Annotated in this window: 22 protein-coding genes; 18 read left to right on the top strand and 4 right to left on the bottom strand. The window is 40.1% G+C overall.

From position 1 onward, the window contains the following. Positions 1 to 109: 109 nt before the first annotated feature. Positions 110 to 451: an ISC system 2Fe-2S type ferredoxin gene (fdx, locus tag EXH44_RS01550; RefSeq protein ID WP_005711412.1), complete on the top strand. Its 342-nt coding sequence runs from the start codon at positions 110 to 112 to the stop codon at positions 449 to 451. Further along, complete coding sequence (gene iscX, locus EXH44_RS01545; RefSeq protein ID WP_005711410.1) at positions 451 to 645, top strand: Fe-S cluster assembly protein IscX; 195 nt, start codon at positions 451 to 453, stop codon at positions 643 to 645. The genes fdx and iscX overlap by 1 nt, the downstream gene beginning before the upstream one ends. Positions 646 to 660: 15 nt before the next feature. On the opposite strand, the gene EXH44_RS01540 is transcribed toward iscX, so the two are convergent. After that, positions 661 to 1,914, bottom strand: coding sequence for a multifunctional CCA addition/repair protein (locus EXH44_RS01540; protein ID WP_162855975.1), 1,254 nt, complete (start codon positions 1,912 to 1,914; stop codon positions 661 to 663). 96 nt (positions 1,915 to 2,010) lie between these two features. Further along, a complete protein-coding gene (gene rdgC / locus EXH44_RS01535; RefSeq protein ID WP_162855974.1) occupies positions 2,011 to 2,919 on the bottom strand; it encodes a recombination-associated protein RdgC in 909 nt (302 codons plus the stop codon). 69 nt (positions 2,920 to 2,988) lie between these two features. Between rdgC and proC the strand changes: the two genes are divergently transcribed. The 15 genes from proC to EXH44_RS01460 all read left to right on the top strand — a co-directional run bounded on the left by proC (position 2,989) and on the right by EXH44_RS01460 (position 17,974). Then, the gene (proC, locus tag EXH44_RS01530) at positions 2,989 to 3,807 is read left to right on the top strand and encodes a pyrroline-5-carboxylate reductase (protein ID WP_162855973.1); all 819 of its coding nucleotides are present in this window, start codon (positions 2,989 to 2,991) and stop codon (positions 3,805 to 3,807) included. Further along, entirely contained in the window at positions 3,804 to 4,952 is a 1,149-nt protein-coding gene (locus EXH44_RS01525; RefSeq protein ID WP_162855972.1) for a 3-phenylpropionate MFS transporter, read from the top strand. Before proC ends, EXH44_RS01525 begins: the two co-directional genes overlap by 4 nt. 200 nt (positions 4,953 to 5,152) lie before the next feature. Then, positions 5,153 to 5,695 (top strand): adenine phosphoribosyltransferase, encoded by a 543-nt coding sequence (apt, locus tag EXH44_RS01520; RefSeq protein ID WP_162855971.1) that lies wholly within the window; start codon positions 5,153 to 5,155, stop codon positions 5,693 to 5,695. An 85-nt stretch (positions 5,696 to 5,780) separates the two neighbouring features. Continuing rightward, a complete protein-coding gene (gene dnaX / locus EXH44_RS01515; RefSeq protein WP_162855970.1) occupies positions 5,781 to 7,808 on the top strand; it encodes a DNA polymerase III subunit gamma/tau in 2,028 nt (675 codons plus the stop codon). A gap of 5 nt (positions 7,809 to 7,813) precedes the next feature. Then, on the top strand, positions 7,814 to 8,710 hold the full coding sequence (locus tag EXH44_RS01510; RefSeq protein ID WP_162855969.1) for an ABC transporter ATP-binding protein: 897 nt from the start codon (positions 7,814 to 7,816) through the stop codon (positions 8,708 to 8,710). Positions 8,711 to 8,727: 17 nt separating this feature from the next. Continuing rightward, positions 8,728 to 9,483, top strand: coding sequence for an ABC transporter permease (locus tag EXH44_RS01505; protein WP_208717178.1), 756 nt, complete (start codon positions 8,728 to 8,730; stop codon positions 9,481 to 9,483). Positions 9,484 to 9,660: 177 nt separating this feature from the next. Next, on the top strand, positions 9,661 to 11,211 hold the full coding sequence (gene sbcB, locus EXH44_RS01500; RefSeq protein WP_162855967.1) for an exodeoxyribonuclease I: 1,551 nt from the start codon (positions 9,661 to 9,663) through the stop codon (positions 11,209 to 11,211). A gap of 84 nt (positions 11,212 to 11,295) precedes the next feature. Further along, positions 11,296 to 12,255 (top strand): SAM hydrolase/SAM-dependent halogenase family protein, encoded by a 960-nt coding sequence (locus EXH44_RS01495; RefSeq protein ID WP_162855966.1) that lies wholly within the window; start codon positions 11,296 to 11,298, stop codon positions 12,253 to 12,255. Positions 12,256 to 12,325: 70 nt separating this feature from the next. Further along, a complete protein-coding gene (locus EXH44_RS01490; protein ID WP_162855965.1) occupies positions 12,326 to 12,919 on the top strand; it encodes a DNA glycosylase in 594 nt (197 codons plus the stop codon). Position 12,920: 1 nt separating this feature from the next. Next, positions 12,921 to 13,739, top strand: coding sequence for a PHP domain-containing protein (locus tag EXH44_RS01485; protein WP_162855964.1), 819 nt, complete (start codon positions 12,921 to 12,923; stop codon positions 13,737 to 13,739). A gap of 158 nt (positions 13,740 to 13,897) precedes the next feature. Then, complete coding sequence (locus tag EXH44_RS01480; protein WP_135674385.1) at positions 13,898 to 15,346, top strand: replicative DNA helicase; 1,449 nt, start codon at positions 13,898 to 13,900, stop codon at positions 15,344 to 15,346. Positions 15,347 to 15,350: 4 nt separating this feature from the next. After that, on the top strand, positions 15,351 to 15,629 hold the full coding sequence (locus tag EXH44_RS01475; protein WP_111750477.1) for a YcgL domain-containing protein: 279 nt from the start codon (positions 15,351 to 15,353) through the stop codon (positions 15,627 to 15,629). Then, positions 15,629 to 16,084 carry a transcriptional regulator NrdR gene (gene nrdR, locus EXH44_RS01470; RefSeq protein WP_162855963.1) on the top strand — a complete coding sequence of 152 codons (456 nt, stop codon included), beginning with the start codon at positions 15,629 to 15,631 and terminating at the stop codon, positions 16,082 to 16,084. The genes EXH44_RS01475 and nrdR overlap by 1 nt, the downstream gene beginning before the upstream one ends. 88 nt (positions 16,085 to 16,172) lie before the next feature. After that, the gene (locus EXH44_RS01465; RefSeq protein ID WP_162855962.1) at positions 16,173 to 16,913 is read left to right on the top strand and encodes a cyclase family protein; all 741 of its coding nucleotides are present in this window, start codon (positions 16,173 to 16,175) and stop codon (positions 16,911 to 16,913) included. A gap of 170 nt (positions 16,914 to 17,083) precedes the next feature. Continuing rightward, positions 17,084 to 17,974, top strand: coding sequence for an IS256 family transposase, variant Zn-binding type (locus EXH44_RS01460; protein ID WP_416118546.1), 891 nt, complete (start codon positions 17,084 to 17,086; stop codon positions 17,972 to 17,974). 172 nt (positions 17,975 to 18,146) lie between these two features. On the opposite strand, the gene gapA is transcribed toward EXH44_RS01460, so the two are convergent. Then, positions 18,147 to 19,151: a glyceraldehyde-3-phosphate dehydrogenase gene (gapA, locus tag EXH44_RS01455; RefSeq protein WP_162855961.1), complete on the bottom strand. Its 1,005-nt coding sequence runs from the start codon at positions 19,149 to 19,151 to the stop codon at positions 18,147 to 18,149. Positions 19,152 to 19,381: 230 nt separating this feature from the next. On the opposite strand from gapA, the gene msrB reads away from it, so the two are divergent. Continuing rightward, positions 19,382 to 19,777 carry a peptide-methionine (R)-S-oxide reductase MsrB gene (gene msrB, locus EXH44_RS01450; RefSeq protein ID WP_162855960.1) on the top strand — a complete coding sequence of 132 codons (396 nt, stop codon included), beginning with the start codon at positions 19,382 to 19,384 and terminating at the stop codon, positions 19,775 to 19,777. Positions 19,778 to 19,804: 27 nt separating this feature from the next. Here the strand turns inward: msrB and EXH44_RS01445 are convergent, their stop codons facing one another. After that, on the bottom strand, positions 19,805 to 20,095 hold the full coding sequence (locus tag EXH44_RS01445) for a hypothetical protein (protein ID WP_162855959.1): 291 nt from the start codon (positions 20,093 to 20,095) through the stop codon (positions 19,805 to 19,807). Between the last annotated feature and the right edge of the window lie 49 nt (positions 20,096 to 20,144).

Genomic DNA, 20,144 nt, shown 5'->3' with positions numbered 1-20,144 from the left:
TGTGTCCGTACAAAATTCCAGTATTATGTAGCACTTGTACATAAAGAAAGAATAGTAGGGACGCCACGCTTGGCGTCCCCACAATAAACAGAAGATATTAGAGGACATTATGCCAAAAATTGTTTTTCTTCCACACGAAGAATTTTGCCCAGAGGGTATGGTTGTTGAAGCTCAAACAGGTGAAAACTTATTAGAAGTTGCTCACAATGCAGGGGTGGAAATTCATCACGCTTGTGACTGTTCTTGTGCTTGCACAACTTGTCACGTCGTTATTCGTGAAGGTTTTGACAGCTTAAACGAAACTTCAGACCAAGAAGAAGATATGTTAGACAAAGCGTGGGGCTTAGAAATTGATAGCCGCTTGTCTTGTCAATGTATCGTGGGTGAAGAAGATCTCGTTGTTGAAATTCCAAAATATAACTTAAACCACGCAAATGAGGCTGCACACTAATGAAATGGACAGATGTAAGAATGATCGCAGAAAATCTGTATGATATGAACCCAGATTTAGATCCAACTACCGTGCGTTTTACTGATATGCATAAATGGATCTGCGAAATGGAAGATTTTGATGATGATCCGGAAGCGTCAAATGAACATATTTTAGAAGCGATTTTAACGATTTGGTTAGAAGAGTATGAATAGAAAAAATGCCGTATTTTATACGGCATTTTTGTTAAACACAGTTTTCCTAAAATGCTTAATTGCATATTTACGTCTTTTATCCAATTCAGTCTTAATCCCAGCCTTTTCAAATCCATCATGAATCACCGCTTGAATATCCACTTCACAGGCGACTTGATAGAGCTGTTTTGCATAATCCGCTTGCGGATATTCCCGATTTTCAAAGCCCAAACGCCCTTTGCTATCCGCTTCGCAAACTAATAAAAAATCAAAAAAACGTTCAGGTTTACGCCATACATCAAGTTTATTAAACAATTTCACCACGGTTTCAGGGCGTAGCTCTATGATTTTATGGCTATGGGTGTGAAACTCCGTGACTAACTTGGCAAATGCCTTAGTGTGTGCAGGTACTTTCAAGCGATTTGCCAGCTGTTCTGTTGGGGCAACGCCTTTCTGTTCGTGTCCGTAATGGTGGGGAAGAATATCCTTTGGGGTTAAGGCTTTACCAAGATCGTGGCAGAGTGCGGCAAATAAAACACTTTCAGGATCATTTGCTTGAACCGCTAATTTTTTCGCCTGCTCCAAAACCATCAAAGTATGAACGCCACTATCAATTTCAGGGTGATGTTTTTCAGGTTGTGGAACGCCAAAGAGTGCTTCCACTTCTGGAAATAGCACTTTCAATGCCCCGACTTCACGCAGAACTTGAAAATAGATCTGCGGTGCGTCCGTTTCAAAGGCTTTTTGGGTTTCCAGCCAAATTCGTTCAGCGGTTAAATGATCCAGTTCACCGCAAGCGGTCATTTCTTGCATTAATTTTACCGTTTCAGGGGCAATCCGAAATCCGAGAGAATGGAAGCGTGCGGCAAAGCGAGCCACACGCAACACCCGTAGCGGATCTTCAGCAAAGGCGGGGGAAACGTGGCGAAGTATGCGATGTTTAAGATCGGCAATACCCCCGTAAAAATCGTGATAGTTACCGTCAAGATCTTGAGCAATCGCATTAATCGTAAGATCTCTGCGGATTAAATCTTTTTCAAGGGTAACATCAGGGGTAAAGTCGCAGATAAAACCGTTGTAGCCGTTGCCGTTTTTGCGTTCGGTACGGGCAAGGGCATATTCTTCTTTGGTTTTAGGGTGTAAAAATACGGGGAAATCGTTGCCGACTTGTTGATAGCCTTGAGCTAAAAGCTGTTCGGGCGTTGAACCGACAATCAGCCAATCACGATCTTTGACAGCTAAGCCGAGCAGTTGATCTCGCACCGCTCCGCCGACAAGGTAGATTTGCATAGGTTGTTTTCCTATTATTAAAATGATGTAGGGACACACTGCGTGTGTCCGACATCGAGTATCCATACCCTACATTTCATTACAAAAGGTGGGGATTTAAATCCTTTCCAAAATCCCCCCAAACTCTTCCTTCAATTTTTCTGTAAACAGACGTAATTCTTCCGTCATTAACAGAAAATCCGCATCGAAACGTTGGGCTTTATCTTCTTTCAAAATATTATCATTCTTTTCACGCACTTCATCCGCGAATTTGACACGGGCAAGGGTGGCATCTTCGTTTAACACAAAAGAAAAATGATTTTCCCAATCTAACGCAAGTTTTGTGACAAATTTACCCGCTTGTAAATGTTGGCTGATTTCATCGCTTTCTAAATCTTGGCGTTTACAACGGATTACGCTGTCGGTGTCAAAGGATTTCAACTCCGCTTCTTCCAGAAGCGTCAGCCAGCTTGGTGTATGCCCTTTTGCCACCCAATTTGTCATTACTTCACTCGGTTGTAGCGTGAAGGAAATCGGCACAACAGGCAGAGAGCCAAGGGATTTGCGTAACAAAGCAAGGGTATCTTCAGCACGTTTTGCCGAGCCACTATCTACATAAACAAGCTGTTTATCTAAGTCTAACCAAATCGCCGTAAATTGATGTTTACTAAACGCACGGGGCAATAACATTGCCACTACATCATCTTTGATCGCCTGTTTTTCCGTTTTCTTCAGCTTGCGTTGCTCTTTTTGTTCTAAGGCTTCAATGCGGTTTTCCGTTTCTTTTTTGACAACGTGAGCTGGCAATAATTTTTCTTCTTTATGGGAAACCAGTAGGAACTGCTGACCCTGTGCAAAGTGCAACAGTTCGCTTCCTGCAAGCGGTGACGACCAGCCAAATTTTTGCATATCGCTTTGTTGGCAAGGGGTGAATTTTGTTTGTTGTAATTGTGTGTCTAATTCACTGCTAGTGAAGCGTAATTCACTAGTTAAACGGTAAATCATGACATTTTTAAACCAAAACATTTAGAAATCCTTAGATCGTGGGGTAGAATAGCCATAATTATAACGTATTTCGCTCTAAAGGAACTTGTTATGCAACACAAAAAAATCGCCTTTATCGGTGCCGGTAATATGGCGTTTGCGATCATTTCAGGATTAATCAAAAGCGGTTATCCTGCCGAGCAAATCATCGCTCGTAATAAAAGCAATGAAACTCGTCGCTCGCAGTTAAGAGCAATGGGCGTTCAGGTGGATTTGTCTAACCTTGATGCTGTGACCCAAGCTGATGTGGTGATTTTGGCGGTCAAACCGCAGATGATGGCGGAAGTGTGCAGTGAGTTTGCAGAAGTGGATTTTAGGGCAAAATGGGTTATTTCCGTTGCGGCTGGGATTTCTGTTGCCCGTCTTGAGCAACTGTTACCAACGGCAACCAACATTGTTCGGACGATGCCGAATACACCATCGCTCATCGGTGAAGGCATAGCAGGATTATTTGCAAAAAAATCGGTAGATCCGACCGCTTGTCAATTTGCGGAACAGCTACTGTCTGCGGTAGGCAAATGTTATTGGGTAGATACAGAAGCGGAGATCAACCAAATTATTGCCATCACAGGCTCTAGCCCAGCCTACTTCTTTAAGTTTATGGAAGCCATGCAAGACGCAGCGGTTAAAATGGGTTTTAGTGAACAAAATGCCCGTTATTTAGTGCAATCGGTGGCTTTAGGGGCAGCAAAAATGGTGGTGGAAAATCCAGATGTCACCTTGGCAACCTTACGCGAAAATGTCACCTCAAAAGGCGGTACAACGGCTCAGGCGTTGGCGGTATTTGAACAGCGTGAGCTAAATGCAACCGTTGAACAGGCGATGAATGCGGCAATTAAACGTGCAGAAGAGATGGAAAAATCCCTATGATAAAATTTACCCCTTTTCAATGGTCGTCGTTTAACTTCTTCGGCTTTTACTGTGCCTATGGCGTGCTGTTGCCGTTTCTGCCTGTTTGGTTGAACCATCACGGCTACGATTCGGGAATGATTGGCTTATTAATCGCTTCAGGTTATCTGTTTCGTTTTTTAGGGGCAATGACCTTTTCTAAACGCATTAGCCACCCCAACCAGTTACTTTCTCTTGCCCGTTGGCTGACGTGGCTCGCCATTGCCACCCTGTTGTTAGTTGCCTTTGGGGTTCAAACTATCTGGATTTTATTTCCAGCAATCGCACTGTTCCATATCTTCAACGGCGGTGCAATGCCGATTGCCGATACCATTGCTTCCACTTGGCAACAACAAGTCGGGATTGATTATGGCAGAACACGTTTATTCGGCTCGATTGCCTTTGTGGTCGGCTCAGTTAGTACAGGCTATTTAGTCGGCTGGCTAGGAGAAAGTGCGATTATCGGCATTTTGATCGGCTGGCTAGTCTTTTTAGGCACTGGCTTAACGCTCAAACCAACCCAAGCCTTTGTACAAACGGAAGAAAAAGCCCAATCAGATTTAAGCTATCTGCAATTAATGAAAGTGCCAACCACATTCAAAATGTTGATTGCTATTTCCTTAATTCAATCTTCTCACGCCGCTTATTATGCGTATAGTACGATTTATTGGGCATCAGCAGGTATTTCGACCCAAAGTGCAAGTTTATTATGGGGCTTGGCGGTTATCTCGGAAATTCTGTTTTTCTTCTTTGCCAACCGTTTATTTAAAACGTGGAAAATTAGCCATTTAATGATCTTATCTGCTGTTGGCTCAATGGTGCGTTGGGTCTTACTGGCTTCGACCACAAATATCGCTATTTTAATGGCAATGCAGATGTTCCATTCTATCTCTTATGGGGCAGGGCATTATGCAATGATCCGCTACCTTTCAACCCAACCCACGGAACAAATGGCAAAACTACAAGCACTCTATTTTAGCTTTGCGAGCTGTATTTTTATGGCGTTGTTTACCTTTATCGCAGGCTTGGTCTATCAAGTTTCGCCAACAGGTAGCTTCTGGCTAATGGTGCTGTTTGCATTGCCTGCGGTTTTTATTGTGCCGAAGAGATTTAATGTAAAACTATAAGCATATTTGCAAATAATGGGTGGGATCTGACCGCTTGTTAATGGATTATATTATTGCGTATCCTGATGCTTATTGAGATAAAATTTCATCTATTGCATATTTTGTTGTGGTAATGTGCTTCTGACATCATTTTTTCCTTGTAATTCCTGCAAATTTTGCTACATTCCACAGGTTATTTTTCTTGTTTAGAAGGTCAAAAAATGAGCCAACAACTTGAGTTAATCAAATCTTCAATTAAATCTATTCCTGACTATCCAAAAGCAGGCATTATCTTCCGTGATATTACCTCTTTATTAGAAGTACCAGCTGCATTCCAAGCTTCTGTTGATGCGATTGTGGCTGAGTTTAAAGATAAAGGAATCACCAAAATTGTGGGAACCGAATCTCGTGGGTTTATCTTTGGTGCACCAGTGGCATTAGCTTTAGGTGTGCCTTTCGTGCTTGTGCGTAAACCGAAAAAATTACCACGTGCGGTAATTTCTCAATCTTACGCCCTTGAGTACGGCGAAGACACCTTAGAGATCCATACGGACTCTGTTCAAGCTGGGGATAATGTACTTGTTATTGATGATTTACTTGCAACCGGCGGTACTGTCGAAGCAACGGTGCAACTGATTCGCCGTTTAGGTGGTAAAGTTGAAAATGCTGCCTTTGTGATTTGGTTGCCTGATCTTGGTGGTAAAGAACGTTTAGAGAAAATCGGTGTCAATTCTTATACCTTAGTGAGTTTTGAAGGTCACTAATTTTATCTTTCCCCTTGCAATTCCCCTCTTTGTAAAAGGGGGGCTAGGGGGATTTCAAGAGCTACGCAACAACTAAAGAGGTCAAATGTCCTATCAAGTTCTAGCACGCAAATGGCGACCACAGCGATTTAGCGAAGTGGTCGGGCAACAACACGTTTTATCCGCTCTCGAAAATGGTTTGCGAGAAGGGCGGTTACATCACGCTTATCTTTTTTCAGGAACGCGTGGCGTAGGGAAAACCTCGATTGCTCGTCTATTTGCAAAAGGCTTGAACTGTGAAACGGGGATCAGTGCCGACCCTTGCGGTCAATGTGCGAACTGTAAAGCGATTGAAGAAGGGCGATTTATCGATCTGATTGAGATTGACGCGGCTTCACGCACGAAGGTCGAAGATACCCGTGAATTGCTCGATAATGTGCAATACAAACCAACCGTTGGGCGTTTTAAGGTTTATCTGATTGACGAAGTGCATATGCTCTCTCGTCATAGCTTCAATGCGTTGCTCAAAACCCTTGAAGAACCGCCGGAATATGTCAAATTCTTGCTTGCAACCACCGATCCGCAAAAACTGCCGATCACCATTCTTTCCCGTTGTATGCAGTTCCATTTGCGAGCCTTGGAGCAGTCACAAATTCAGCAACACCTTGAATTTATCTTAACTCAAGAGCAAATTCCCTATGAATTGTCAGCGCTTGCCAAACTCGCAAAAGCGGCACAAGGCAGTATTCGTGATGCCTTGAGCTTAACCGATCAGGCAATTGCCGTCAGCAATGCGAATATCACCTTACCGATGGTAAGCCAAATGCTCGGCTTAATTGACGATCATCAGCCGTTAGAATTGGTACAAGCCCTTGCGAATGCAGACGGTGAAAAAGCAATGGCAGTCATTCAGTCCGTGGCGGAAAAAGGTGTCGATTGGCAACAACTGTTAAGCGATACCGCAGAAACCTTGCATCAAATTGCAATGTTGCAGTTGTTAAAACACGCACATCAAGAAGAAACCCCACTGCATTTTCTAGCAAAACAGATCTCGCCGGAAGATGTACAGTTTTTCTATCAAGTAATGCTGACAGGCAAAAAAGAGTTGCCTTTTGCCCCAGAGCAACGTTCGGGCGTGGAAATGGCTATCTTAAGAGCTTTGGCTTTCCACCCTAAAAATATGGCAACCACGACAGCCGTTGTCACAGCAACGCCGACAAAGCCGGTTGCACCTGTGCAATCGCCAAATAGCATTGGTCAGTTAAGAGAACGTTTAGCTCAACAGCAAAATTCAGCTCAAACTGCGACAACACAAGCGGTCAATACTGAACAACATTTTGCAAAAAATCTCGCTCAACCAACCGCTTCCCCCACTGAAACGAATACAGAAAGCATATCGCCTGCCTTAAAAGCAATGCAGGCTCGTCAGCAATTAAAAGCGAAACAAGAGCAACAAGACGAAAAAAAAAAGTCTGATTTAACCCCCATTCAACCGCCTAAGGTTGTGAAGAAAAATGTTCAGCAAGGTTTTGAGAATTTACTTGCAACCCAAGAGCAGAAGGCACAACTGCAAACTCAAGCTCGTCCGACACCAAAGATTGAAGCAAAGAAGGTCAGTGATGAAGATTACCGTTGGACGTGGCTTAATCCTGAACTCGAAAATCAAGAAGATGCCCCAAAACCATCCGAAATCAAACAAGCGATTTTGCAGGATAAAACACCTGAACTCGTCAAGAAAACCATTGAATTAGGTTGTGAGAGAGATGAATGGAGTCGTCTTGTTCAATCATTAAAACTCGGAGGGGTAACTCGCCAGTTAGTTTTAAATAGCTATTTGGCTGAGAAACAAGATAATCATCTTAAATTAGTATTAAAACCTTCAATGGCACATTTTAATAATAATGAAGTTAGACAGGGTTTAACCATAGCATTTGAACAAATCGGCTTAACTTATGAAATGCAATTAGGGGAGAGTAGCGAACATCAAACCCCCTTAGAGCTTCGCCGAACCATTTTTGAAAACCTAACACTAGAAGCCAAAAAAGCCTTACAAGCAGACGAAAAATTAAAATTATTACAACAAGCCTTTGATGCTCAAATGGACGAAGCAACTATTCGGGCAGTGGCGGAGTAGAAAATATGTACGCACTCGAAATAAAAAATTTGATTAAACAATATCCGACGGGTGTTCAAGCGGTCAAAGGCATTGATCTTTGCGTAGAGCAAGGGGATTTTTATGCACTGCTTGGACATAACGGGGCAGGGAAGTCAACGACGATTGGGATTATTAGCTCGCTCGTGAATAAGACGAGTGGATCGGTAAAAGTATTTGGCTACGATTTAGATACCCAAAAGATTCAATTAAAACAACAACTTGGCTTAGTTCCCCAAGAGTTCAATTTTAACCAGTTTGAGAAAGTCATTGATGTGTTAGTCAATCAAGCAGGTTTTTACGGGGTAAAACGTGATCAAGCGTTACAACAAGCGGAAATTTGGTTAAAAAAATTAGACTTGTGGGAAAAACGCGATCATTTTACTCGTGAATTATCAGGCGGTATGAAACGTCGAGTAATGATTGCCCGAGCGTTAATGCACAACCCTAAACTGCTCATTTTAGATGAACCGACAGCAGGGGTAGATATTGAACTTCGCCGTAGTTTATGGGATTTTTTACGAGAGCTTAACCAGCAAGGTACAACCATTATTTTGACTACGCACTATTTAGAAGAAGCGGAAACTTTGTGCCGTAATATTGGGATTATTCAGCAGGGGCAGATCATTGAAAATACCTCAATGAAAGCGTTACTGGCAAAACTTGAAACGGAAATCTTTTTGCTAGATTTAAGTGAAAACCGACCGCTTGTGATAGATGACTATCCGTTTAAATGGGTAGACGAAACGACGATTGAAGTCGAAGTAAAACGCCAACAAGGTTTGAATAAGTTATTCCAACAGCTTAGTATACAGAATATCGAAGTGTTAAGTATGCGTAATAAATCCAACCGCTTGGAAGAACTCTTTATGAGATTAAAATAGGATTAAGAATGCAAAATATGACAGGATTTTATACGCTTGCCGTTAAGGAAACCAAAAGAGTATTACGCATTTGGCGACAAACTTTAGTACCGCCGATCATTACAACGACACTCTACTTTTTGATTTTCGGTAAATTAATCGGGCATCGCATTGGGGATATGGGCGGGGTCAGCTATATGCAATTTATTGCCCCTGGCTTAATTATGATGTCGGCGATTACGGCATCTTATACCAATACTGCATCGTCTTTCTTTTTAAGTAAATTTGTGCGTAACATTGAAGAGTTACTTGTATCTCCGCTATCTACTCATACCATTATTTGGGGATATGTCGCAGGCAGTGTTATGCGTGGTGTTATGGTTGGTATCCTTGTGACAGCGGTGACATTATGCTTTGTTTCTTACGAAATATATTCTTGGGGCATCATTATTCTTACGATGTTGATGACAACCATTGCCTTTGCATTAGGTGGATTGATTAATGCCGTATTTGCGAAGACTTTTGATGATATAGGCATTATTCCTACCTTTGTATTAACGCCATTGACTTATCTTGGCGGGGTATTTTATTCAATCAGCTTACTCCCTGAGTTTTGGCAGAAGATTTCCCAATTTAACCCGATCGTATATATGATCAGCGGTTTTCGCTATGGTTTCTTAGGCATTAGTGATGTGTCGATCTACTACACTTTTGCGGTGTTAATACTTTTTATTGTGATTTTATATGTTTGGGCATATTCATTGGTTGAGCGTGGTGTGGGATTGAGATCTTAAATATATAAAAAAACCCGATACCAATAATCAGTATCGGGGGAGGTCTTACCTAAGGAAATGAAAAATAAACTAGCACATTATGCTGTTCTGTAAGACTCCCCCTTTTTCAGTTAGTTCAAAAAATTTGAAATTTTTTTAAATTTATTTTCTTCATGCAAAGAGCAGGGATACAAAGAGATGAATCAACCGACCTTTTTTATTTATGACTACGAAAGTTTTGGTATTGATCCCGCATCGGATCGCCCTGCTCAGTTTGCAGGTATCAGGACGGATAGTGATTTTAATATCATTGGCGAACCTGTGATGTTTTATTGTAAACAGACACATGATTATTTGCCTTCTCCTGAAGCGGTGATGGTGACAGGGATTACACCGCAACTGTGTAACCAACAAGGGATATCTGAACCTGAGTTTTCCGCGCGTATCCATGCAGAATTTAGTGAGCCTAATACCTGTGTTATGGGGTATAACAATATTCGTTATGATGATGAAATGACGCGCTATACCTTTTTCCGTAACTTTTTTGATCCCTATGAATACAGTTGGAAAAATGGAAATTCTCGTTGGGATTTACTTGATGTTGTGCGTGCCTGTTATGCCTTACGTCCTGAAGGTATTGAATGGGCTTATGACGATGACGGTATGCCGAGTTTTAAATTAGAAAATTTAACAAAGGCAAATGGCATTGCCCATGAAAATGCCCACGATGCGATGTCTGATGTTTACGCGACTATCGCTATGGCAAAACTCATAAAACAAAAGCAACCTAAATTGTTTGATTTTTTCTTACAACATCGTCATAAAAAAGCATTAGAAGAGATGATTGATGTGGGGGAAATGACCCCCTTAGTTCATGTTTCGGGTATGCTTGGCAATTACCGTGGAAATACCGCTTGGGTTGTTCCATTAGCATGGCATCCAACCAATAAAAATGCTGTGATTGTGTGTGACTTATCAGGGAATGTTTCCACTTTACTCAACGAATCGGCACAAACGCTACGAGAACGTCTTTATACGAAGAAAGCGGATTTAGAAGCTGAAGGGCTTTCGTCTATCCCATTAAAATTAGTGCATATCAATAAATGCCCAATTTTAGCCCCAGCTAAAACCTTGCTTCCTGAAAATGCAACCCGCTTAGGCATAGATCGTCAAGCCTGTTTGGATAATCTGAAAGTATTAAAATCGCAAAAAAGTGCGGTACGTGAAAAAGCCACCGAGATTTTTATGGAAGAACGGGAGTATGCAACGTCCCCAAATATTGAAACCACGCTGTATAGTGGATTTTTCGATAATGCTGATAAAAATAACATGGCGATTTTACGTGGGTTAAAACCAGAAGAACTTGCACATCACGGGCTAAAATTCAAAGATGAGCGAGTAGAGCCATTATTATTCCACTATCGTGCAAGACATTTCCCTGCGACTTTAACCCGAGCCGAACAAGTACGCTGGCAAAAATATTGCTATCAACAGATTGAATCAAAAGCAGAGCAATTTGAGCAAGCAATTCAAACGCTTTCGGCGTTATATCATGATGATACCGAAAAAATAGCATTGTTAGCGGAACTTACAGAATATGCAACTCAACTGATGCAACCGCAGGCGATTTCATCTACGCAAAGTGAAAGTGGTGAGCATCTGGTTTCTGCGTTAAATCAGCTTGCAGACCAAGGATTAAGTAAAAGCGACAAACTCAAAGCCATAGGGGCATTACTTAATAAAAAATAAACTGTTTGGGGCTATGGACAACGGTTACGCAAACGATTACTATCCTGTTAATCTATTAACAATCATCATAATAAGGATTAACAAATGAATAAAACTTGGTTAGCAATCGCTCTTGCCACATTTTCTGTTTCCTCTTTTGCCACAACAGAAACAAAATCTTCTCTGCAAGCGGTAACTTCTGCACAAAAATCTGCAAATGCCCTTGTTCTCCAAACCGATTTTAGCTTAAAAGACGGTGCAGTCTCTGCAATGCAAGGGGTTGCGTTTGGCGTTGACCGCAATCTTAAAATGTTCGATTTAACCCATGAAATTCCCCCTTATAATATTTGGGAAGCGGCGTATCGTTTATATCAAACTGCAACCTATTGGCCTGAAGGCACGGTATTTGTTAGTGTGGTAGATCCTGGTGTTGGGACCGATCGTAAGTCCGTCGTTTTAAAAACGAAAACAGGGCATTATTTTGTTACCCCTGATAATGGCACATTAACATTGGTTGCAGAATTTTTAGGCATTGAAGCATTACGTGAAATTGATGAAACCAAAAACCGTTTAGAAGGTTCTGAAAAATCCTACACCTTCCACGGTCGTGATGTTTATGCTTATACAGGGGCAAAATTAGCATCAGGAAAAATCAGCTTTGAAGAAGTCGGTGCTGAATTACCAGCTAAGGTGACAGAAATTGACTATCAGCGTCCAACTCTTGAAGAAGGCGTGTTAAAAGGAAATATCCCTGTACTTGATGTTCAATATGGCAATATCTGGACGAACATCAGCAGTGAACTACTTGAAAAATCAGGTATTCAAAAAGACGGTAAAGTCTGTGTTGAAATCAAAGAAAATTTAGGTAGCGAAGTCAAAGTGCACTATTCAGGCACTATGCCGTATAAGAGCAGTTTTGGTGATGTCGAAGAAGGCAGACCATTAATGTATCTCAATAGTTTATTAAATGTCTCTTTTGCATTAAACATGGATAGCTTTGCAAATAAATACAAAGTGAAATCGGGTGCAGAGTGGTCGGTGTCATTAAAAGCTTGCGATAAATAACCATATCGGGATAATGTATCCCAAGCAATTACTTTTTCAAAATGGGCAGTTATGCCCATTTTATTTACTTATGCAACAAATAGAAAAACATCCATTTCCAGCCATTTTACCTTCTCATGCAACAGTCATGATGATGGGTACGTTCCCCCCAACACCTGAAAAACGGTGCATGGAGTTTCATTATCCGAATTTCCAAAATGATATGTGGCGAATTTTTGGGGCAATCTTTTTTGATGATATAGATCATTTCCGTATTGGAGATGAAAAACGCTTTGACCCAGAACGTATCGAAACTTTTTTGAGAGACAAAGGCATTGCCTTATGTTCAACGGCAGAAACCGCAATTCGTGAACAAGGAAATGCGTCAGATAAATTCTTAAAAATTGTTGAACCTGTGAATTTACATGCGGTACTTCAACAAGTTCCCCATTGTCGTTGGCTTTTCACCACAGGTGGAAAGGCAACGGAAACATTATTAGGATTACTACCTGAAAAAATCAAAGAACCTAAAACCAATTCTTTTGTGGCATTTCCTTATCAAGCCGATAGAGAACTCTTTTTATATCGATTGCCGTCCACATCTCGTGCTTATCCTTTAAGTTTGGCAAAGAAAATAGAAGCTTATCGAACCTTTTTTATCCAGTCTGGTGTGTTAGGGAGCTAAGATGAAATACGATTTACATAGTCACAGTACCGCATCAGACGGTATTTTGACACCAACAGAATTAGTTCAACGAGCTGTCGAACAAGGTGTCACGATGTTGGCATTGACCGATCATGATACGGTATCAGGCATTGCAGAAGCGAAAGCCTTTGCACAAACTCAACCGATTCAGTTTATCAGCGGTGTTGAAATTTCGATTTTATGGGAAGGTAAAAGTATTCATTTAGCTGCATTGAACATAAATGAAAACCACCCTGCAATGATAGAACTGTTAGAAAAACAGCGTTTATTACGTCAGCAACGAGCAGAGCTCATTGGCGAAAAATTAGCAAAGGCTGGTATTGCTGATGCTTACCAAGGGGCAAAGGCTCTAGCAAGCGGTGAAGTTACCCGAGCGCATTACGCCCGTTTTCTCGTGGCACAAGGTTATGTACGAGACGATGAACACGCCTTTAAACGCTATTTAGGCATGGGAAAACCTGCCTATGTTAAACCGGTTTGGTGCAGTTTAGAAGAAGCTATTCAAGTGACACATAAAGCGGGCGGGGTGATTTGTGTGGCACATCCACTACGCTATAAATTAACGGCTAGATGGATTCGACGTTTGATTGAAGCCTTTAAAGAAGCAGGTGGAGATGGTATTGAAGTCGCAGGAAGTGCGCAAACGCCAGACCAACGCCAACTTTTAACACGATGGGCAAAAGAGTTCGATCTTTATGCATCTGTCGGCTCAGACTTCCATTATCCAACAGGCTGGGTAGAGCTAGGCAAAAATTTAGACTTACCTTCAGAATGTAAACCGATTTGGCAGTTATTTTAGTGCCATTATTCCGTTACAAGCGGTTAGATTTGGCAAGAAATTTGCAAATGTTGCTGTATAACTTTCCGCTTGTCATACCATCAACTTATGTAAATCAGCTGAAAAATATTGCTGAATTCGCTAAACTAGCATTATGATTTTCCCAAAGAGTAACGCTCATGTCCGAATTCCAAAAATCCACAGAGAAGTCTAAAGATAAACAAATCGAGCAACTACATATTGCGCCACATTCTATTGAAGCTGAACAGGCGGTACTTGGGGGCATTATGTTGAGTAATGAGTATTGGGACAATGTTGCAGAGCGAGTACAAGCCAGCGATTTTTATAACCATGCTCACCGACTGATTTTTGAAGAAATGACCGCGTTGGTGCGTGAGCATAAGCCGATTGATATTATCACTTTAGACCAAGTCTTAAAAAACAAAGGCGTTTTACAAGATGTGGGCGGCTTTGCCTATTTGGCTGAATTGTCTAAAAATACACCAAGTGCAGCAAACATTTTGGCTTATGCTGATATTGTGAGTGAAAGAGCTATTCGCCGAGAGCTGATTGCCGCAGGAAATAAAATTGCGGAGATGAGCTATAACCCGAAGGGTATGAGTGTAAAAGATGTTTTGGATGAAGCAGAGCGTTCCGTTTTCCATATTGCAGAAATGCGAACATCGACAGATGAAGGCCCGAAAAAGATCGATGATATTTTAATGGAAACCCTTGCGCGTATTGATATTCTTTCTAAATCTAAGAATAACTCAGGGGTAACGGGAGTCTCAACAGGCTTTGATGCACTAGATCGCAAAACCGCAGGATTACAGCCATCGGATTTAATCATTGTTGCCGCTCGTCCATCTATGGGTAAAACCACTTTCGCCATGAATCTCTGTGAAAATGCGGCGATGGGAAATATTGAAGTTGAAGATGAATTTGGTAATAAAATCAAACAGCCTAATAAACCTGTACTGATTTTCAGCCTTGAGATGCCTGCAGATCAAATTATGATGCGTATGTTTGCATCGCTTTCTACTGTTGATCAAACCAAAATTCGTACAGGGCGATTAGATGATGATGAAATGTCTCGTATCGGCAGTACCGTAGGGATATTACAAGAGCGTCGCAATATTTATATTGATGATAGTTCAGGCTTAACACCGACGGAGCTTCGTTCTCGTGCAAGACGCGTTTATAAAGAAAATAGCGGTTTAAGTTTAATTATGGTGGACTATTTGCAGTTAATGCGAGCACCTGGGTTTGCAGATAACCGAACCCTTGAAATTGCTGAAATTTCTCGCTCGTTAAAAGCATTGGCAAAAGAGTTGCAAGTGCCTGTTGTGGCTCTTTCACAGCTTAACCGTAGCTTAGAGCAACGTGCAGACAAACGTCCTGTAAACTCTGACTTACGTGAATCTGGCTCTATTGAGCAAGATGCGGACTTAATTATGTTTATTTATCGTGATGAGGTGTATCACGATAATTCCGATACAAAAGGTATGGCGGAAATTATTATTGGTAAACAGCGTAACGGCCCGATTGGACGTGTGCCACTCGGTTTCCAAGGGCAATTTTCACGCTTTACAAATTATGAAGGCAGCTATCAACTTGAGGATGAATAGAACGATGCTATGTGCAATTTATAAAAGCCCGAAAAAAGAAGGGATGTATCTTTATGTGGAAAAACGAGACCAATTTGAACAAGTGCCTACGGAGCTACGCCAAATTTTTGGCAAGCCTGAATTTGTGATGCTGTTCAATCTTGTCGGTGAAAAGCAACTCAAGCGGGTAGATAATCAAGAAGTTTTGCAAAAAATTCAAACAGAGGGGTACTATTTACAAATGCCACCGCCCCCTGAAAATCTACATGCAGAATTTGTGGCAAGACAAAAAGGGCTAAAATAATGCGTTGCCCATTTTGTTCGACAGAAGATACGAAAGTGGTTGATTCACGACTTGCGGCGGATGGCTATCAAATTCGTCGCAGACGTGAATGCCCTGAGTGTAAAGAGCGTTTTACGACCTTTGAAAGTGCAGAGCTTCTGATTCCTTATATCGTAAAAAATAATGGCAATCGAGAGCCTTTTGACGAGCGTAAATTGCGTACCAGTTTATCTCGTGCATTAGAAAAACGTTCGGTCCATACGGAAGAGGTAGAAAAAGCCATTCATCGTATTATTTTACAATTACAAGCCACGGGCGAGAGGGAAGTGTCGAGTAAATTCGTTGGGGATTTGGTGCTAAATGAATTAAAACAGCTCGATAAAGTCGCCTATATCCGTTTTGCATCGGTTTATTTAAGTTTTGATGACATTGAAGAGTTTAGTAAAGAGATTGAGAAATTAAAGCTCGATCAATAAAGCAAGCTATATCTCATAACGATTTGTTATTTGCGAAACTGTTTTTCTCATACTAAAGTCATGAATATTAACTGATTAGGAGCAAATTATGTCTAAAATTATTGATGCAATCACCTTACTAAAGAGCCAAAAATGGATTGACTTAAGCCATACTGTTAGTTCTGAAATCCCTTATTTTCCTGCATTTAAACCTATCGAAACGGAAACGTTATTTACCGTAGAAAAAGATGGATTCTTTGCAAATCAATATACGGTTGCAACACAATATGGCACGCATATTGATGCACCAATCCACTTTGCTGTGGGAACAAAAGCATTAGATGAAATTCCTGTAACAGAGTTTGTGTTACCGTTAGTAGTAATCCATAAAGAAAAAGACGTTGAAGCCAATAACGATTACCGCTTAACGGTTCAAGATATTTTAGATTTTGAAGCACAATATGGCGAAATTCCTGCTGGAAGCTTTGTAGCGTTCGCAAGTGGTTGGTCGAAACGCTGGCATGATAATGCGAAATTTTATAATAAAGATGATGCAGGACAAGCGCATACACCAGGTTGGGCTTTAGAAACATTGCAATTCTTACATGAACAACGCAATGTGGCTGCGATTGGGCATGAAACCTTAGATACAGACAGTGCCCTTGATTTCGTTAAACATAATGATTTGGTGGGAGAGCGTTATTGGTTAACCCAAAATAAATTCCAAATTGAAGTGTTAAATAATCTCTCTGAATTACCAGCCACAGGTGGTGCAATCTTTATCGGTGTGCCGAAAATCAAAGATGCACCAGGGTTTAATGCGAGAGTCTTTGCGATCGTGCCAAACTAATTCCATATAGTGTAACAGAACAATTGGTTGCTCATCTTTTATAATAGATATTGGCAGGCATAGTAGACAAAAGTGTTGGTAAAAAGTGGGCTAAAGCCTTATAGTACAAGACTTTAAGCCCACTTTTTGAAATATGAACAAAAAACTGTCCTTTTTGCCTTAAGAACAATATCCAAAAGTATGGAAAGAAAAATAATATTCAGAGATACTTTTGTTCATCCTGTCATAAAACCTTTTCTTCCACAAATAAATTAAATCCAATAGATATTTGGACTGATTACACCATAGGAAAACAAACCTATAAACAATTAGCCGAAAAATATCGCTGTTCCATTAGAACTATTCAACGTTATATTGAAAAATCCCCCAAAGCTAAATTAATTCCTTTACAACAAACCTATCTCAAGATTATTGCAGACGTGACCTTCTTTGGTCGTGAATTTGGTGTATTAGTTTTAATAGATACCTTATCTAAAAAAGTCGTTTATCATCGTGTCGTAAAAACAGAAAAAGACCTCTATTATAAGCTCGCATTGAATATACTTCGAGAAAAAGGCTATATGATTCAATCCATTACAAATGATGGACGTAGAGGGCTATTAAAGGATTTATTTAATACACCAATTCAAATGTGCCACTTCCATATGGTCGCCATTGTGATGAGAAAATTAAGAAAAAAGCATCAATCACAAGCAGGTAAAGAATTAAAGATTATTGTAAAAACGCTAAAAGAAAGCCACAAAAATGAATTTTATTTAAGATTACATCAATGGTATTTAAAACATAAAGAGTTTTTAGATGAACGGTCTGAATATCCCAATGAGAAAGGATATTTTCCTTATAAACACCGTAATGTAAGAGAGGCTTATACCAGTTTAAAATACTATATGAAATATTTATTCACCTTTGAAGAATATGCTCACTTAAATATAGAAAAAACAACAAATAGGTTGGAAGGGTTATTTAAAGAACTGAAACAGAAATTATCGGTTCATAGCGGATTAACGAAAAAGCATAAGATTATGTTTATAAAGGATTTTTTAAATAAAAAGAGTTGGTAATAATTAGGAAAAATAATTAAAACCAACACTTTTGTCCATTAGAGGCATAGTTTGCAAAAAAACCAACACTTTTGTCTACTATGCCTATTGGCAATTATCCTATCTTCTGCTACAACTAAAAGGCGATATATTTTAATATATCGCCTTTTTATTCGTTATTTATAAACTAAAATTAGCCTTTGTAGTTGTGAACTAATGCAACTAAGTCTAATACTTTGTTTGAATAACCTGTTTCGTTATCGTACCAAGATACTAATTTAACGAATGTATCTGTTAGTGCAATACCTGCTGCAGCATCAAATACAGAAGTTTCTGTGCTACCGTTGAAGTCTGTAGACACAACTGCATCTTCAGTATAGCCTAAAACGCCTTTCATTTCGTTTTCTGAAGCACGTTTGATTTCTGCACAGATTTCAGCATAAGTTGCTGGTTTTTCTAAGTTAACTGTTAAGTCAACTACAGATACGTTTGGTGTAGGAACACGGAATGCCATACCTGTTAATTTGCCGTTTAACTCAGGTAATACTTTACCTACAGCTTTTGCAGCACCTGTTGATGAAGGGATGATGTTTTGTGCCGCACCACGACCACCGCGCCAGTCTTTCGCTGATGGACCGTCAACAGTTTTTTGAGTTGCTGTTGTTGCGTGTACAGTTGTCATTAAGCCTTCTTTGATACCAAATTTTTGGTGAATCACTTTCGCTAATGGCGCTAAGCAGTTTGTTGTACAAGATGCGTTAGAAACGATGTCTTGACCTGCATATTTGTCGAAGTTTACGCCGTTTACGAACATCGGGGTATCATCTTTAGATGGGCCAGTTAAAACAACTTTTTTAGCTCCTGCAGTGATGTGTTTACGAGCTGTTGCATCATCTAAGAATAAACCTGTCGCTTCAACTGCGATATCAACACCGATTTCGTTCCATTTTAAGTTAGCTGGATCACGCTCAGCAGTTACACGGATTGCTTTACCGTTAACTACTAATTGACCATCTTTAACTTCAACAGTACCATCGAAACGACCGTGAGTTGAATCGTATTTTAACATGTAAGCCATGTAGTCAACATCGATTAAGTCGTTGATACCAACTACTTCGATGTCATTACGTTTTTGCGCTGCACGGAATACGATACGACCAATACGGCCAAAGCCGTTAATACCAATTTTAATTGCCATAGATTTTCTACCTATATTAAAGTTAAACAAAACTTGTTCCTTCCATTATTTTGGAAAGGCGTGCTAATTATAGCATACTCTTTACCTTTTCTGACAACTGAAAGAACGATGGGAAATATAACAGATAAATTTTATGTGATCTATGTCAAATTTTGAAAAAATCTTTCTTGTTTGATAGAAAAAGAAGATAGAATGTGATTTAGTTAAGTCAATAAGTTATTAGGGAATGTATGATCAAAGATATTAGTGAATTAACTGAAGAACAAATAGATATTTGTTTGAATAGTGGGACAGAAAAACCTTTTACGGGTAAATTTCTTAATGAAGATAGAGTTGGAACCTATCGTTGTGTGCGTTGCCACAATGCACTATTTCGTTCTGATACAAAATTTGATGCAGGTTGTGGTTGGCCAAGCTTTTATGAAACGATTTCTGAATCGTCATTACGTTATTTAGATGATTATAGCTTAGGTCGTCATCGTGTTGAAATTCGTTGTGGCAATTGTGATGCACATATGGGACACGTTTTTAAAGATGGTCCTCCACCTACAGGGTTACGCTTTTGTTTAAATTCTATTGCACTAAATTTTAAATGGGATGAAACAGGTGAAGAAATAGACGGATAATAAATATCCTCTTTTGTTTAATAGGATCTATCTCACTATGATATGGCAGTGGTAGGTCCTATATTTTTTAGAAAGTATAGGCATGCCTACAGTAACAAAGAGTTCATGCTCCCCTATAGGAAGTTTAGAAAGGGAAAGGGCATTTTTCTTTACTTTCCCCCAGATTTTATCTCCATTTTCCAAATGTAACTCCCAGACAATTTGTCGTTTTTGTTTAGGATCCGCAAAAAAAAGAGGAATAAAAATAGGGCTCCATGTATTCAATGTAATTGATTCTGGAAGGATTTTACGGCTTTGAGCATGTAAGATCTTTTTCATGTTATTGACTCATCATTGATGATAGGTAATAAAAAAATCGCATCTCTAA

Origin of the sequence: Actinobacillus indolicus (genome assembly GCF_004519515.1) — a bacterium.
Taxonomy (GTDB): Bacteria; Pseudomonadota; Gammaproteobacteria; order Enterobacterales; family Pasteurellaceae; genus Glaesserella; species Glaesserella indolica_A.
The sequence above is the reverse complement of the archived record's forward strand: the minus strand, read 5'-3'. Positions and strand labels throughout refer to the sequence as shown.